The 14459-nt window shown below is 70.7% G+C and carries 10 protein-coding genes; 7 read left to right on the top strand and 3 right to left on the bottom strand.

Annotation, left to right across the window (positions count from 1 at the left end):
- Nucleotides 1-5 precede the first annotated feature (5 nt).
- Nucleotides 6-1253 carry a sugar ABC transporter substrate-binding protein gene (locus ACWCWD_RS29965; protein WP_450777575.1) on the bottom strand — a complete coding sequence of 416 codons (1248 nt, stop codon included), beginning with the start codon at nt 1251-1253 and terminating at the stop codon, nt 6-8.
- A gap of 244 nt (nt 1254-1497) precedes the next feature.
- Between ACWCWD_RS29965 and ACWCWD_RS29970 the strand changes: the two genes are divergently transcribed.
- Nucleotides 1498-2505 (top strand): acetylxylan esterase, encoded by a 1008-nt coding sequence (locus tag ACWCWD_RS29970; RefSeq protein ID WP_450777577.1) that lies wholly within the window; start codon nt 1498-1500, stop codon nt 2503-2505.
- 69 nt (nt 2506-2574) lie between these two features.
- On the opposite strand, the gene ACWCWD_RS29975 is transcribed toward ACWCWD_RS29970, so the two are convergent.
- Nucleotides 2575-2883, bottom strand: coding sequence for a hypothetical protein (locus ACWCWD_RS29975; RefSeq protein WP_450777579.1), 309 nt, complete (start codon nt 2881-2883; stop codon nt 2575-2577).
- Between the two features lie 260 nt (nt 2884-3143).
- Nucleotides 3144-4214, bottom strand: a complete 1071-nt coding sequence (locus ACWCWD_RS29980; RefSeq protein ID WP_450777581.1) for a LacI family DNA-binding transcriptional regulator — start codon at nt 4212-4214, stop codon at nt 3144-3146.
- 371 nt (nt 4215-4585) lie between these two features.
- Here ACWCWD_RS29980 and ACWCWD_RS29985 point away from each other — a divergent pair, with 371 nt between their 5' ends.
- The 6 genes from ACWCWD_RS29985 (at nt 4586) to ACWCWD_RS30010 (ending at nt 14342) form a co-directional block, all read left to right on the top strand.
- The gene (locus ACWCWD_RS29985) at nt 4586-5065 is read left to right on the top strand and encodes a MarR family winged helix-turn-helix transcriptional regulator (protein ID WP_450777583.1); all 480 of its coding nucleotides are present in this window, start codon (nt 4586-4588) and stop codon (nt 5063-5065) included.
- Nucleotides 5066-5124: 59 nt separating this feature from the next.
- Complete coding sequence (locus ACWCWD_RS29990; RefSeq protein WP_450777636.1) at nt 5125-6543, top strand: MFS transporter; 1419 nt, start codon at nt 5125-5127, stop codon at nt 6541-6543.
- 123 nt (nt 6544-6666) lie between these two features.
- Nucleotides 6667-7215, top strand: a complete 549-nt coding sequence (locus ACWCWD_RS29995) for an isochorismatase family protein (RefSeq protein ID WP_450777585.1) — start codon at nt 6667-6669, stop codon at nt 7213-7215.
- A 332-nt stretch (nt 7216-7547) separates the two neighbouring features.
- Nucleotides 7548-9980 carry an ABC transporter family substrate-binding protein gene (locus ACWCWD_RS30000; protein ID WP_450777587.1) on the top strand — a complete coding sequence of 811 codons (2433 nt, stop codon included), beginning with the start codon at nt 7548-7550 and terminating at the stop codon, nt 9978-9980.
- 378 nt (nt 9981-10358) lie between these two features.
- Complete coding sequence (typA, locus tag ACWCWD_RS30005; RefSeq protein ID WP_450777589.1) at nt 10359-12230, top strand: translational GTPase TypA; 1872 nt, start codon at nt 10359-10361, stop codon at nt 12228-12230.
- A gap of 474 nt (nt 12231-12704) precedes the next feature.
- Entirely contained in the window at nt 12705-14342 is a 1638-nt protein-coding gene (locus ACWCWD_RS30010) for a peptide ABC transporter substrate-binding protein (protein ID WP_450777591.1), read from the top strand.
- The last annotated feature ends 117 nt before the right edge of the window (nt 14343-14459 follow it).

Consider the following 14459-nt stretch of genomic DNA (forward strand, 5'->3'; position numbering starts at 1 on the left):
GGCTCCTACTTCACGAGGCTTTCGATCTGGGACTGCGCGGTCTTCAGCGCGTCCTCGGCCGAAGCCTTGCCCTGGGTCACCTTGGCGATGGCCTGGTCGACCTTGTCGGTGATCTCCGTCAGGTTCGAGAGGGTCGGGGACGCCTTGGCGGTGTCCATCTGCTTCTTGAAGACCTGGAGGTCGGCGTCGTCGGCGAGGGTGCCGGAGGTCCACGCGTTCGTGTTCGCCGGCAGGTCCTTGGTGCGCTTGTACCAGTCGGCCTGGCCCTCGGTGCCGGTCAGGTACTTGATGAACTCGGTGGCCGCGGCCTTGTGCTCGCTGTCCTTGGAGATCACCAGGGAGGAGCCGCCCGCCATCGAGGTGGAGGAGGCGTCGGCCGGTACGTTCGCCACGGCCCACTTGCCCTTCAGCTGCGGCTGGCCCTCGTTGAGGAGGGTCACGTGCCACGGACCGCCGAAGAACATCGGGACGCGGCCGTTGCCGAAGTCCTTCACCACGTCGTAGCCGGGCTGCACCGACTTGTTGGAGAGGCCCTTGTCGAAGTAGGAGCCGTACTCCTTCAGCGCCTTGACGGCGGCGGGGCTGTCGATGACGACCTTGCCCTTGTCGTCGATGATGTCGCCGCCGGCCGAGTACAGGAACGGGTAGAAGTTCTGCACCGTGTCCAGACCGCTGGGCTGGATGGAGAGGCCCCACTTGGTGCCCGCGTCCTTCTGGTACGCGGTGGCGAGGGCCTGCATCTCCTTCCAGGTGGTCGGAGCCTTGGTGATGCCGGCCTTCTTCGCCAGGTCGGTGCGGTAGTAGAGGACGCGGGTGTCGACGTACCACGGCACGCCGTAGGCGGTGCCGTCCACCTCGCCCTGGCTCCAGCCCGCCGGGAAGTAGTCCTTCTCGGCGAAGGTCTTGGTGTCGACCGGCTCCAGCACACCGAGGTCGGAGAACTCGCCCATGTAACTGCCGCCCATCTGGGCCACGTCCGGCATGGTGCCGGCGGCAGCCGCGGAGACCAGCTTCTGGTGGGCGACGTCCCAGCCGACCGGAGTCACCTTCACCGTGACGTTCGGGTGGGCCTTCTCGTAGACCTTGGCGACGTCGGCGAGCTTCTCACCCTCGGCACCCATGGCCCAGACGGTCAGCGTCTGCTTCTTGTCGGCGGCGACGGAGCCGCTTCCGGAGCCGCCACAAGCGGTGATGCCGAAGGCGAGAGCGGCCGCTATCCCGGCGGAGACGGTGATTCTGGCGGTGCGGGGCATGGAGGGCTCCTCCTTGAGCAATCCGAATGTATGCGCTGCCTGTAAGCGCATACATCACTTTGCGACACACGCTCAGAAATCCGCAAGAGGGTTCTGCGTCACATTCCGGCAAAGTCCCGGACATGAGGAAGCTGCGGCTTTCGAAGGTAAGCGCCATGTATGCGAAAGATGAAACCTTGTGACCGATTAGTCAGGCTTGAGGGGGGTGGCCGGGTCCGTGCGGGCGGGTCGTACTGTCGGGCGTATGCCCTCACCTGCCCACGCGTTCCCCTTCGACCCGCGCCACGGCCACACCCGCGCAACCCTGTTGGGCGTCCCCGCCCCCGCCGCCCCCGAGGACTTCGAGGCGTTCTGGCGCGGCCGGTACGAGGAAGCCATCGCGGTCGACACCGCGCCTGAGCTCGGCCCGGTGGAGGAGGAGCGGGACGGAGTACGCGTCCACGGGGTGACGTACACCTCGGTCGGCGGGGTGCGGCTGGGCGGCTGGGTCGCCCTCCCGCAGGACGCGTCTTCGCCCGGGGGCGTGGGCGAAGCCCGGTACGGCTTCGTCGTCGGGCACGGCTACGGCGGGCGCGACCGGCCCGGCCCCGACCTGCCGCTCCCGCTGCCCGGGGCGGCGGCGATCCTGCCCTGTGTACGAGGGATGGGCACCCGGGGGCTCGTCCCGGGCATCCCCGACACCGCGGACGCGCACGTCCTCACCGGCATCGGCGCCCGCGACACGTACGTCCTCGGCGGGTGCGTGGCCGACCTCTGGTGCGCCGCCTCCGCGCTGCTCGCGCTCGTACCGGAGCTGGAGCTGCCGGGAGCGCCGCGCCTCGGCTACCTCGGCGAGAGCTTCGGCGGCGGGCTCGGCGCCCTCGCGCTGCCCTGGGACGAGCGGTTCGGCGCCGCCCAGCTCACCGTGCCGACCTTCGGCAACCACCCGCTGCGCCTCACGCTCCCGTGCACCGGAAGCGGCGAGGCGGTACGCGCCCACCACCGGGAGCACCCCGAAGTCGCCGAGGTGCTGGCCTACTTCGACGCGGCGACGGCGGCGACCCGGCTGACCCTGCCGACGCTCGTCGCGGCGGCCCTGTTCGACCCCGCCGTACCGCCGCCGGGCCAGTTCGCCGTGTACAACGCGCTGGCCGGGGTGCGGGAGCTCCGGGTGCTGACCGCGGGGCACTTCGTGTACCGGGGCATCGCGGAGGAGGTCCGCGGACTGCGCGCGCACCGCGCACGGTTCTTCCGCGAGCACCTCGGGGAGTGAGGCGCCGCGCGGGAGGGGGGCCGCGTCACCGGCCCCGGGGAGTGAGGCGCCGCACGGGAAGGGGCCGCGTCACCGGCCCCGGCGGACACCGCCCGCCCGCTGGCTCACGCCCATCAGGGCGATCCCTGCCAGCAGGACCAGGTTCCAGACCGGGTAGACCGGCGGGAGGGCCCTGGACGTGCCGCCCAGGAGCAGCAGGAAGGCACCCTGCCCGAGCAGCGAGAGGGCCACCAGTGTCTGGCCCCAGCCGAAGAGGCGGACGTTGCGGACCCGGCCCCGGTTGAAGGGGAGCACCCAGCCGCGCGCGACCGCGGCGATGCCCGAAGCGCCGATGACCAGAGCGAGTGCGACGAGCGGTATGCCCACGTAGAACTTCATGATCCCCCCAGGCGTGCCGGAACCCGTGCCCGGCCGACGGCGCGATCATGGCACCCGCCGTACCGGGCGTCCACGGGCTTCACGGTTCCCGAACGGCGAGACGGCGGGACGGCGGGACGGCGGGACGGCGAAACGGCGAGACGGCGGGACGGCGAGTCGGCGGGAGTGCGAAACGGCGAGACGGCGAGTCGGCGAGTCGGCGGGAGTGCGCCTCGCGCCCCCGCCCGCCCCGCTCGCGGCCCCGCCGCCCCGCCCCCGCGCTACCCGCAGCCGCAGCTCTCGCGGCGGGCCAGGGCCACCGGGAGCTCCACCGAGACCGGATCGCGGTCGCGGTCGCCGAGGCGCTTCACCAGCAGCTCCGCCGCCTCCTCGCCGAGCCGCCGGATGGGCTGGCGGACCGTGGTCAGGGCCGGGCGTACGAGACGGCTCAGCGGGATGCCGTCGAAGCCGGTCACCGCGATGTCCTCCGGTACCCGCACCCCCCGGCGCTCCAGCGCCTGCAGGGCCCCCACGGCCATCTGGTCGTTGGCGAAGAGCATCGCCTCGGGCCGGACGGCCCCGGCCTCGTCCGCGCGGTCGAGCAGGACCTCGGCGGCGCGGGCGCCCTCCGCCTGGGTCATCATCGCGACGCGCAGCTCGGGCTGGTCCGGTACGGGCAGCCCGGCCTCCCGGCACGCCTGCCGGAAGCCGTCGAACCGGGCCTCCGCGTCGGGGGAGTCCGCCTCGCCGCCGACGAAGACCAGGCGGCGCAGCCCGTGGTCGTCGATGAGGTGCCGGGCGAGTTCGCGTTCGCCGTCCCGGTTGGCGACCTCCACGTGGTCGAGGTGGTCTATCTCGCGGGGGCCGGCGAGCATCACGACCGGGAGGCGGCGCGAGATGACGTCGAGGTCCTCGGTCGGCACGGTCCGCGCGAGGACGGCGAAGCCGTCGACCCGTCCCGCGACCTTCGCCACCAGGCTCTCGGGCCCGCCGTCCAGCGAGGCGGCGATCAGCAGGGCGTAACCGTGCCGGCGGGCGGCCCGTTCCATGCCCCGGATGATCTGGTCGGAGTAGAGCATCACGGCGTTGTCGTCGTCGCCGTCGCTGAGGGCCGCCGCCGTCTCGGCGTCCGGGTCGGCGTAGTCGGGGAAGCAGAGCCCGAGCACGCCCGTGGTGCGGCTGGCCAGGCCCCGGGCGTTCCCGCTCGGTACGTAACCCAGCTCCCGGGCCGCCGCCAGGACCCGCTCCCGGGTCTGGGGCCGGACCGAGTCCGGGGTGCGGTACACACGGGAGACCGTGGCGATGGAGACGCCGGATCGCTCCGCGACGTCGTACACCGTGGGGGCGCTCACTCGACCGGGACCGTCCGCTTCTTCGTTCGCGGCCACATGCCCGAGGCGTGCGCCGGCTGTCTGCCTGGGATGCCGCACCGCGCGGGGCCGGGGTGTGCACGGTCGGAATGTGCATGATCGGAAAACGCGCGATGAAAGCGCATTCACCCTAGATCGCGGGGGTGCGGAGGCACAAGGTGACGTTCCGGACATCACCCGAAGCGGGCAGTGCGGCCGGGGGTGCGCACCCCGGAACGTCCGGGGGGTGTCGCACCCCTGGGGGCCGGGGTCTCCGCGTGGCGCCATGCCCCGGAGGTCCGGGACTTCCAGCGACCCGGCAAGATGGACAGGCAAACTTGCAAGATGGTCTGCACATCTTCTACGGTGGAGAAATGCCCGATACGACCGAAACCTCAGCCACGCAGCCTGCCACGCCCCCCGCGGACGACCCCGCACCGGACGTGGTGGCCGTGCGGCTCGCGGCGGTGGTGAGCCGGCTGCTCCGCAAGCTGCGCACCGAGTCCGCCGAGAGCCTGCTCACCCCGTCGCAGCGGTCCGTGCTGGCCCGGCTGGAGAGCGAAGGGCCCGCCACCACGGCGGCCCTCGCGCGGGCGGAGTACGTACGCCCGCAGTCCATGCGGCTGACGCTCGCCGCGCTGGAGAGCCAGGATCTGGTCGACCGGGCCCCCGACCCCGAGGACGGGCGCAAGTCGCTCGTCTCCGTCAACGAGGCCGGCCGGGCCACGCTCGCCGGCGTCCGGGCCGCCAAGCACGACTGGCTGGCCGAGGCGCTCGGCGCGGAGATGGACGAGTCCGAGCGGCAGACCGTCGCGACGGCCGTCACCCTCCTCAACCGGCTGGTGGAGCAGTGAGCGCGGTGCGCGGCACACAGGCCGCGACCCCACCGCTCATACCCGCGGCGGCGACCGGAATTCCCGGTCCCGCCGCCCCGGCCGGGAGCGCGGGCAGCGCCTCCCCGGCCCCCGAGCAGCCGGGCTTCGGCGGCCGCCTCACGGCGCCCCTGCTGATCGGTTCGCTGGTCAACCCGCTCAACACCACCATGATCTCGACCGCCCTGGTCGCGATCGGGCACAGCTATCACGTCGGCGCGGCCGGTACCGCCTGGCTGATCTCCGTCCTCTACCTCACCAGCGCCGTCGCGCAGCCGGTGCTCGGCAAACTCGCCGACTCCATCGGTCCGCGCCGGGTCTTCATCGCCGGTCTGGTCGTGGTCCTGATCTCCGGCCTGGTCGGCGCCTTCGCCCTCTCCTTCACCTGGCTGCTCGTCTCCCGGCTGCTGCTGGGCATCGGCAGCGCCGCCGCCTACCCGGCCTCGATGTCGATCCTCCGCTACGAGGGCCTCCGGGTCGGCCGTACCCCGCCGCGCCCGGTCCTCGCCCGGCTCTCGTTCGCCGCGGTCGGCAGCACCGCCGTCGGCCCGACGCTCGGCGGCGTGCTGGTGATGCTCGTCGGCTGGCGGGGCATCTTCGCGGTCAACGTGCCCGTCGCGCTGATCGCGCTCGTCACCGCGCTCTGGTGGATCCCGGCCGACCGGCCCCGCGTGCGCGCCGCCGACGGCAGCCGTCCGAAGACCGACATCGACCCGCTCGGCATCGGCCTCTTCTCCACCGCCCTCACGCTGCTCGCCTTCTTCCTGCTCGACCTGGCCCACCCGAACTGGTGGCTGCTGCTGCCCTTCGTGGTGGTCGGCGCCGTGCTGATCCGGTGGCAGCTGCGGACCCCCAAGCCCTTCATCGACCTGCGGGTGCTCGTCTCCAACGGCGCGCTCACCCGTACGTACCTGCGGCACGGCCTCGGCTACCTGCTCGTCTACTGCGTGATGTACGGACTGACGCAGTGGCTCGAAGAGGTCCGCGGGTTCTCCTCCGGCGAGACCGGTCTGCTGATGCTCCCCATGTCCGTCGCCGCCCTGGCCTGCTCGCTCCTCGGAGCCCGTACGAAGGGCATCCGGGGGCCGCTCACGCTGGCCTGCCTGCTGCTCACCGTCGGTTCGGTGGTCCTGGTCTTCCTCACCGGGGACTCCCCGCTCGTCCTGCTCCTGCTCGCGGGCGCCTGCTTCGGCATCCCGCAGGGGCTGATCGGTACGAGCAACCAGGCGGCGGTCGCCCAGTTCGCCCCGGCCGAGTCCATCGGCTCGGCGGCCGGGCTCCAGCGCACCGCGCAGTACATCGGCGCGATCACCGCCTCCAGCATGATCGCCCTCGCCTACGGCCAGGCCGCCACGGACGCCGGTCTGCACCTCATGGCGTGGATCGCCGCCGGACTCGGGGTATTGCTGATCGGCCTGACCCTCACGGACCGGGCGCTGCGCACCCCGCAGGCGCACTGAAGACCACACCCCCCACGCAGGCCGTGTCCGCCCCTTCCCGTGGGGCGGGCCGGACACGACCTGAGACCGCACCATCCCGGCCCCGTACCAGCGGGCCGGACCACACAGCAAGGAGTACGTCCCATGACCACCACCCTCGACGCGAAGACCGCGCTCGTCGTCATCGACCTGCAGAAGGGCATCCTGGAGCTCCCGATCATCCACTCGGGTGACGAGATCGTCGCCAAGGCCGCCGAGCTCTCCGCGGCCTTCCGCGCCAAGGACCTGCCGGTCGTGCTGGTCCGCGTCACCGGCGGTGCCCCGGGCCGCACCGAGGCCGGCCACGGCGGCGGCCGGCCGCCGGCCGACTGGGCCGACCTGGTCCCCGGCCTCGGCCGCCAGGACAGCGACATCGTCGTCACCAAGCAGCAGTGGGGCGCCTTCTACGGCACCGACCTGGACCTCCAGCTCCGCCGCCGCGGCATCACCCAGATCGTGCTGCTCGGTGTCGCCACCAGCATCGGTGTCGAGTCCACCGCCCGTTTCGCCAGCGAGTACGGCTACAACGTCACCGTCGTGACCGACGCGATCAGCGACATGGACGCCGACTCGCACGCCAACTCGGTCGAGAAGATCTTCCCGCGCCTCGGCGAGACCGCCACCACCGCGGAGATCATCAAGCTCCTCGGCTGATCCCTCCCCGCACACCGGCCGCGACGCGCCACCTCCCGCGTACGGCCGGTACGGGCCCCCTCCGTGCCCCGGACCCGGCGAAACCCGCCGGACCCCCGGGGCACGGGTGCGTCCGGAGCCCGGCGGGACCCCGGACGGCGCACTCCGGTGCCCCCGCGCGGGTGAGGTTTCCCGGCCTGCCGACGTGTCGGTGACGACCCACGCGCGCAGGCGCTTTCAGTGGGGAGGCGTCAGCGGTGTGATCAACCGCTAATGCCATCAGATCGTCAGGTAACTGTCATCCGGTCCATTCCGGTACGGGGTGGTCCGTTCCGGCCCCGGAGGTACCAGCCATGTCCCACGTCGGCGTCCCGCGCGGGACCGCCCGCAAGCGCCGCACCCTCGCGCTGTTCACCGCGGGTGTGCTCACCATCCCGGCACTGGCCGGCTGCGGCTCCGGAGACGAGAAGGCGGTCCTCGGCGTCCCCCAGGACATCGCCCCGGCCGCCCGCGGCGCGATCGCCCAGGGATCCAGCCTGAACTGGGCCGTCGACGCGGTGCCCGCCACCCTCAACACCTTCCAGGCGGACGCGGACAGCTCCACCACCCGGGTCACCGGCGCGCTCCTGCCGAACCTCTTCCCGCTCGACGCGACGGGACAGCCGAAGCTCAACCCGGACTACCTGGAGTCCGCGAAGGTCATCGACCGGGAACCGAAGCAGGTCGTCCTCTACAAGCTCAACCAGCGCGCGGTGTGGAGCGACGGCCGCGAGATCGGCGCCCCGGACTTCGTCGCCCAGTGGCGTGCGCTGAGCGGCAAGGACTCCGCCTACTGGACCGCGCGCAACGCCGGGTACGAGCGGATCGAGAAGATCGAACGCGGCCACGACGACCTCCAGGTCCGGGTCACCTTCTCGAAGCCGTACGGCGACTGGCGCTCGCTCTTCTCGCCGCTGTACCCCAAGGAGGTCATGGGCTCCCCGGCCTCCTTCAACGACGGGGCCCGCACCACCCTGAAGAACACCGCCGGACCGTTCAAGCTCCGCTCCGTGGACAAGGACGCCAAGACCGTCACCCTCGTCCGCGACCCCCGCTGGTGGGGCGGCACGGCGAAGCTGGAGAAGATCGTCTTCCGCGCGGTCGCCCCCAAGGACCGGGGCGAGGCGCTCGCCGAGGGCACGGTGGACGTGGCCGACATCGACGGGAGCGACGCGCAGCGCATCCGCCTCGCCTCCCGCGACGACGGCCGCAACGGCCGCCCGCTCACCCACGGCCCCCAGGCCGACCTCACCCCCGCCGCCGCCCTGCGCTCCTGGGCGCTCGCGCACGGTTCGGACGAGGAGGCGGCCGAGATCGCTCAGGCGGCCCGGGAGAAGACCAAGGAGGCGGCGGAGGCGTACGAGGCCGAGCAGGCGGGCCTGCGCTCCTACGTCGTACGCAAGTCCCTGGAGCCCGCCTACACGCAGCTGGCGCTCAACGGGGAGTCCGGCCCGCTGGCCGACGAACGGGTGCGGCGGGCGGTGGCCCGCGCGATCGACCGCCAGGAGATCGCCGACTCCGTCCTGAAGCCGCTGGGGCTGCCCGCCGAGCCGCTCGGCAGCCACCTCGCGATGCTCGGCCAGCCCGGATACACGGACAGCAGCGGCGCCATCGGCGACCAGGACACCGCGGAGGCCCTGGCCCTGCTCGCGGACGCGGGCTGGACCCCGGGCGGCGGCGCCCGGAAGCCCAAGGGCACCGAGGCCGGCAGCGAGGCCGGGACGAAGGCGAAGGCCTCCGCCTCGGCGGACGCGGACGAGGAGGCGGACGCGGACGCGTCGGAGGGGGCGTCGGACGGGGCGGCGGGCGCGGAAGCCACGGAAGCCGCGAAGACCGACACGGAGGCCGACGCGGCGAGCACCGCGAAGACCGGCACCGGCAGCACCGGCAGCAGCACCGACAGCGCCGACGGGACGCCCTCCACCGGGGCGTCCACCGGAACGTCCTCCACCGGGGCGTCCACCGCCGACAAGGCCGCCGCCGACGAGAAGGCCGACGCCGGGAACGCCGGGCGCTACATCGTCGGGGACGACAACAAGCCGGGCGACGACGACTCCGCCGCCCAGGTCTCCCTCCGCGACCGCAAGGCCGGGGGAGCCCCCGGTCTGTACGCCCCCGTGGGCACCGCCGCCCCGGCGCGGCCCGCCGCACCGGCCCGGCACGCGGCGGTACGCAGCCGGATCGGCAAGGACGGAAAGACGCTGAGCCTCCGGTTCGTGCTCCCCTCGGGGGCGGAGTCGGCGGCCCTGCGCAAGGTCGGCGAGAAGATCGCGGCGATGCTCGACTCCGTCGGCATCTCCACGGTGATCACCAAGGTCTCCGACGCGAGCTACTTCAAGGACCACATCGCCTCCGGCGAGTACGACCTGGCGCTCTACTCGTGGCCGGTCAGCGCCTATCCCGCCACGGACGGCCGCCCCATCTTCGCCAAGCCCGTCCCCGCCTCGGACGGATCGCTGGTCGTCGAGCAGAACTACACCCGGGTCGGCACCGACTACATCGACCAGCTCTTCGACCGGGCGGTCGCGACCCTGGACGAGAAGACCTCGCGCGACCTGATGAAGCAGGCGGACGCCAGGATCTGGGCCGCCGCCGGTTCGATTCCGCTCTACCAGCGCCCGCAGCTGGTCGCGGTCGACAAGAAGCTCGTGAACGTCGGGGCCTTCGGCTTCGGGACGCCGCGCTACCAGGACATCGGGTTCAAGGGCAAGAAGGCCGCGGGCGCCCCGGCCCGCCTGACCGAGTAGCGGGGACCCGCCCTCGTACCCCTCGTACCCCTCGTCCCCCCACGACCGTGCCCGCCGGACCGACCCGGCGGGCACGGTCGCGTCCGGGGGGTCTGCGGGCCCCCGTCCCGGCCCGCGCGGGTGCTCGCGGGAGGGGGCCGGCGGACGGTCTCGGCGGCCGCTTTCGGCGTTCGTGGGCCGGTCCGCGACCGGTCCCCGCGCTGAATATCCGTTGAATCCTGGGGGCAGAGCGGTCTCGCGGATCGGGCCGGGAAGCCCCGCGCGCGGCTGGCCCGTACCATGGGACAAGCCGTGGCGTGTCAGCCCGGCGGGGCGTACGAGGACCTGAGACCGACTGCGACGCCTGATCCCACGATCCGAGAGAAGCGCATTCCACCCATGCCCACGCGCCACGACATCCGTAACGTAGCCATCGTCGCCCACGTCGACCACGGCAAGACCACGCTGGTCGACGCCATGCTCAAGCAGGCCGGTGCCTTCGCCGCGCACGCCGCCGAGAGCCTCGACGACCGCATGATGGACTCGAACGACCTGGAGCGTGAGAAGGGCATCACGATCCTCGCCAAGAACACGGCGGTGAAGTACCACCCCAAGGCCGGCGGGGAACCCATCACGATCAACATCATCGACACCCCCGGCCACGCCGACTTCGGTGGTGAGGTCGAGCGCGGCCTGTCGATGGTGGACGCGGTCGTCCTGCTCGTCGACGCCTCCGAGGGCCCGCTGCCGCAGACCCGCTTCGTGCTCCGCAAGGCGCTCGCCGCGAAGATGCCGGTCATCCTCTGCATCAACAAGACGGACCGTCCCGACTCCCGCATCGCCGAGGTCGTCGACGAGACGTACGACCTGTTCCTGGACCTGGACGCGGACGAGAACCAGATCGAGTTCCCGATCGTCTACGCCTGCGCCCGTGACGGCGTCGCCTCGCTGACCAAGCCGGAGGACGGCACCGTCCCCACGGACAGCGTCGACCTGGAGCCGTTCTTCAACACCATCCTGGAGCACGTCCCGGCTCCGGAGTACGACGAGGCCGCGCCGCTCCAGGCCCACGTCACCAACCTGGACGCCGACAACTTCCTCGGCCGTATCGCGCTCTGCCGCGTCGAGCAGGGTGAGCTGCGCAAGGGCCAGACCGTCACCTGGATCAAGCGCGACGGCAGCCAGCAGAACGTCCGCATCACCGAGCTCCTCATGACCGAGGCGCTCACCCGCAAGCCGGCCGAGGTCGCGGGCCCCGGTGACATCTGCGCCATCGCCGGTATCGCCGACATCATGATCGGCGAGACGCTGGCCGACCCCGAGAACCCGATCGCGCTGCCGCTGATCACGGTCGACGAGCCGGCCATCTCGATGACCATCGGCACCAACACCTCGCCGCTCGTCGGCAAGGGCGGCAAGGGCCACAAGGTCACGGCCCGCCAGGTGAAGGACCGTCTGGACCGCGAGCTGATCGGTAACGTCTCGCTCCGCGTCCTCGACACCGAGCGCCCGGACGCCTGGGAGGTCCAGGGCCGTGGTGAGCTCGCGCTCGCCATCCTGGTCGAGCAGATGCGCCGTGAGGGCTTCGAGCTGACCGTCGGCAAGCCCGAGGTCGTCACCAAGCAGATCGACGGCAAGACGCACGAGCCCATCGAGCGCATGACCATCGACTCGCCCGACGAGCACCTGGGCGCCATCACCCAGCTCATGGCGACCCGCAAGGGCCGCATGGAGACCATGACGAACCACGGCTCCGGCTGGGTCCGCATGGAGTGGATCGTTCCGTCCCGCGGCCTCATCGGCTTCCGTACGGAGTTCCTCACCCAGACCCGCGGCACCGGCATCGCGCACTCCATCTTCGAGGGCCACGAGCCGTGGTTCGGCGAGCTGCGCACCCGTCACAACGGTTCGCTCGTCGCCGACCGCGCCGGTTCGGTCACGCCGTTCGCGATGGTCAACCTGCAGGAGCGCGGTGTCATCTTCACCGAGGCCGGCACCGAGGTGTACGAGGGCATGATCATCGGCGAGAACTCCCGCGCCGACGACATGGACGTCAACATCACCAAGGAGAAGAAGCTCACCAACATGCGTGCGGCGTCCGCCGACACCACGGAGAACGTGGTTCCGGCCCGCAAGCTCTCCCTGGAGCAGTCCCTGGAGTTCTGCCGCGAGGACGAGTGCATCGAGGTGACCCCGGAGACCGTGCGTATCCGCAAGGTCGTCCTGGACGCCAAGGAGCGCGGCCGCTCCGCGTCGCGCGCCAAGCGCTGACCCCGGGCACTCTCTGATCGCCGATCACTTTCGGCCACTGGCCGGAGAGTGCACGGTGTGGATCGAACCCGATACGGAGCATTGACACGAGGCCCGGCCTCCCGCAGACACTGTGGGAGGCCGGGCCTTCGTCAATTGATTTTCGTCACTTCAGTGTCCGGTTATCGGGCGTTGCTCTCCGGAACATGTGTTAACAGTCCGTTTCGGGGGTGTCTGTCTGGACTCAGTTTGTCCGGATTTCGGTCATAGGGGGTGGAGTGATGTTGTCAAACCGAGACCCTTTAAGTGTGGTTTACAGCCTCGCGGTGCCCAATAGTTGGCTCCATTGAGCTCGGGTCAATGGGTCACGCACTGTGGGGAGTGCGCCGACTCACGAGCACACTTGGGGCACCAGGACCATCACCCTCAGAGGGGAGGGGATGGACGAGAGGTGCCCCTCTTGTAGTCATAAGTGGACTCATGAGGAGGAAACCCATGCGCGGTGCCAAGAGCGCCAAGTGGGTCGCGGGAGCGGCCATCATCGCCCTGGCCGCAACGGCCTGTGGCGGCGGCAACGACGACGCCAAGGACAGCGGAAGCGCCAAGGGCGCTGTCGACCCGAACGGGATGTTCTCCATCGAGGTCGGCGAGCCGCAGAACCCGCTGCAGCCGGCCAACACGATGGAGTCGAACGGCAGCATCGTCACGGACGCGATCTTCTCGCAGCTCGTGGACTACGACCCGTCCGGCAAGCTGGTGATGGTCAACGCCGAGTCCGTGGACACCACCGACTCGAAGCTGTGGACCGTCAAGCTGAAGGCCGGCTGGAAGTTCCACGACGGCACCCCCGTCACGGCGGAGTCCTACGTCAAGGCCTGGAACTGGGCCGCGAACATCACCAACGCGCAGACCAACGCGTCGTGGTTCAGCGACATCAAGGGCTACGCGGACGTGCACCCCGACGGTGAGGGCGCCAAGCCGAAGGCCGACGCCATGTCCGGCCTGAAGGTCGTGGACGACACCACGTTCACCATCGAGCTGAACTCCGCGCTGCCGTACTTCTCCTACAAGCTCGGCTACACGGTGTTCTCGCCGCTGCCCGAGTCCTTCTACGCCGACCCGAAGGCCGCCGGCGAGAAGCCGGTCGGCAACGGCGCGTACAAGTTCGTCAGCTGGGACCACAAGAAGCAGATCAAGGTCGTCCGCAACGACGACTACCAGGGTCCGGACAAGGCGAAGAACGGTGGTGTGATCTTCAAGAACTACACCACCCTCGAGACCGCGTACGAGGACCTGAAGTCCGGCAACGTGGACGTGCTCCGCCAGCTCGCGCCGAAGGACCTCCCGGTCTACAAGGCCGACCTCGGTGACCGCGCCGTGGACAAGGCGTACTCCGCCATCCAGACGCTGGGTGTCGCCTTCTACTCGCCGACCTTCAAGAACGTCGACCCGAAGGTCATCCAGGGCCTGTCGATGGCGATCGACCGGGACACCATCACCAAGACGGTGCTCCAGGGCACGCGTGAGCCGGCGACCGGCTGGGTCGCCAAGGGCGTCCTCGGCTACCAGGCCAACGCCGCGGGTGACGTCACCACCTACAACCCGACCAAGGCCAAGGCCCTCATCAAGGAGGGTGGCGGTGTTCCGAACAACAAGGTCTTCATCCAGTTCAACGCCGACGGCGGTCACAAGGAGTGGGTGGAGGCCGTCTGCAACAGCATCACGCAGGCGACGGGCGTCCAGTGCGTCGGCGACTCCAAGACGGACTTCCAGGCCGACCTGAACGCGCGTGACGCGAAGGAGGTCAAGTCCTTCTTCCGCAGTGGCTGGGTGCTCGACTACCCCGTCAACGCCAACTTCATCAGCGACCTGTTCAAGACGGGCGCCGCCGGCAACCAGGGCGGCTTCTCCAACAAGGAGCTCGACGCGCAGATCAAGGCCGCGGACTCCGCCGCCTCGCTCGACGAGTCGGTCAAGGCCTACCAGCAGATCGAGAAGGAACTGGCCGACTACATGCCGACCATCCCGCTCTGGTACTACAAGGTCAACGCCGGTTACTCGGAGAAGGTCCAGAACGTCAACTACGCCCAGGACGGCGACCCGATCCTGACCGGCGTCGAGGTCAAGAAGTAACACCGACGTAGTCAGCGGGCCGGTACCGGACCGAACTGACACCGGACCTGTACCAAAGCCTGCACGCAGTGGCCGGGGGGCCCTTCCGCACCTCGGACCGACCCATCGGGGAGGTCC

The organism is Streptomyces sp. NPDC001493 (assembly GCF_053597235.1).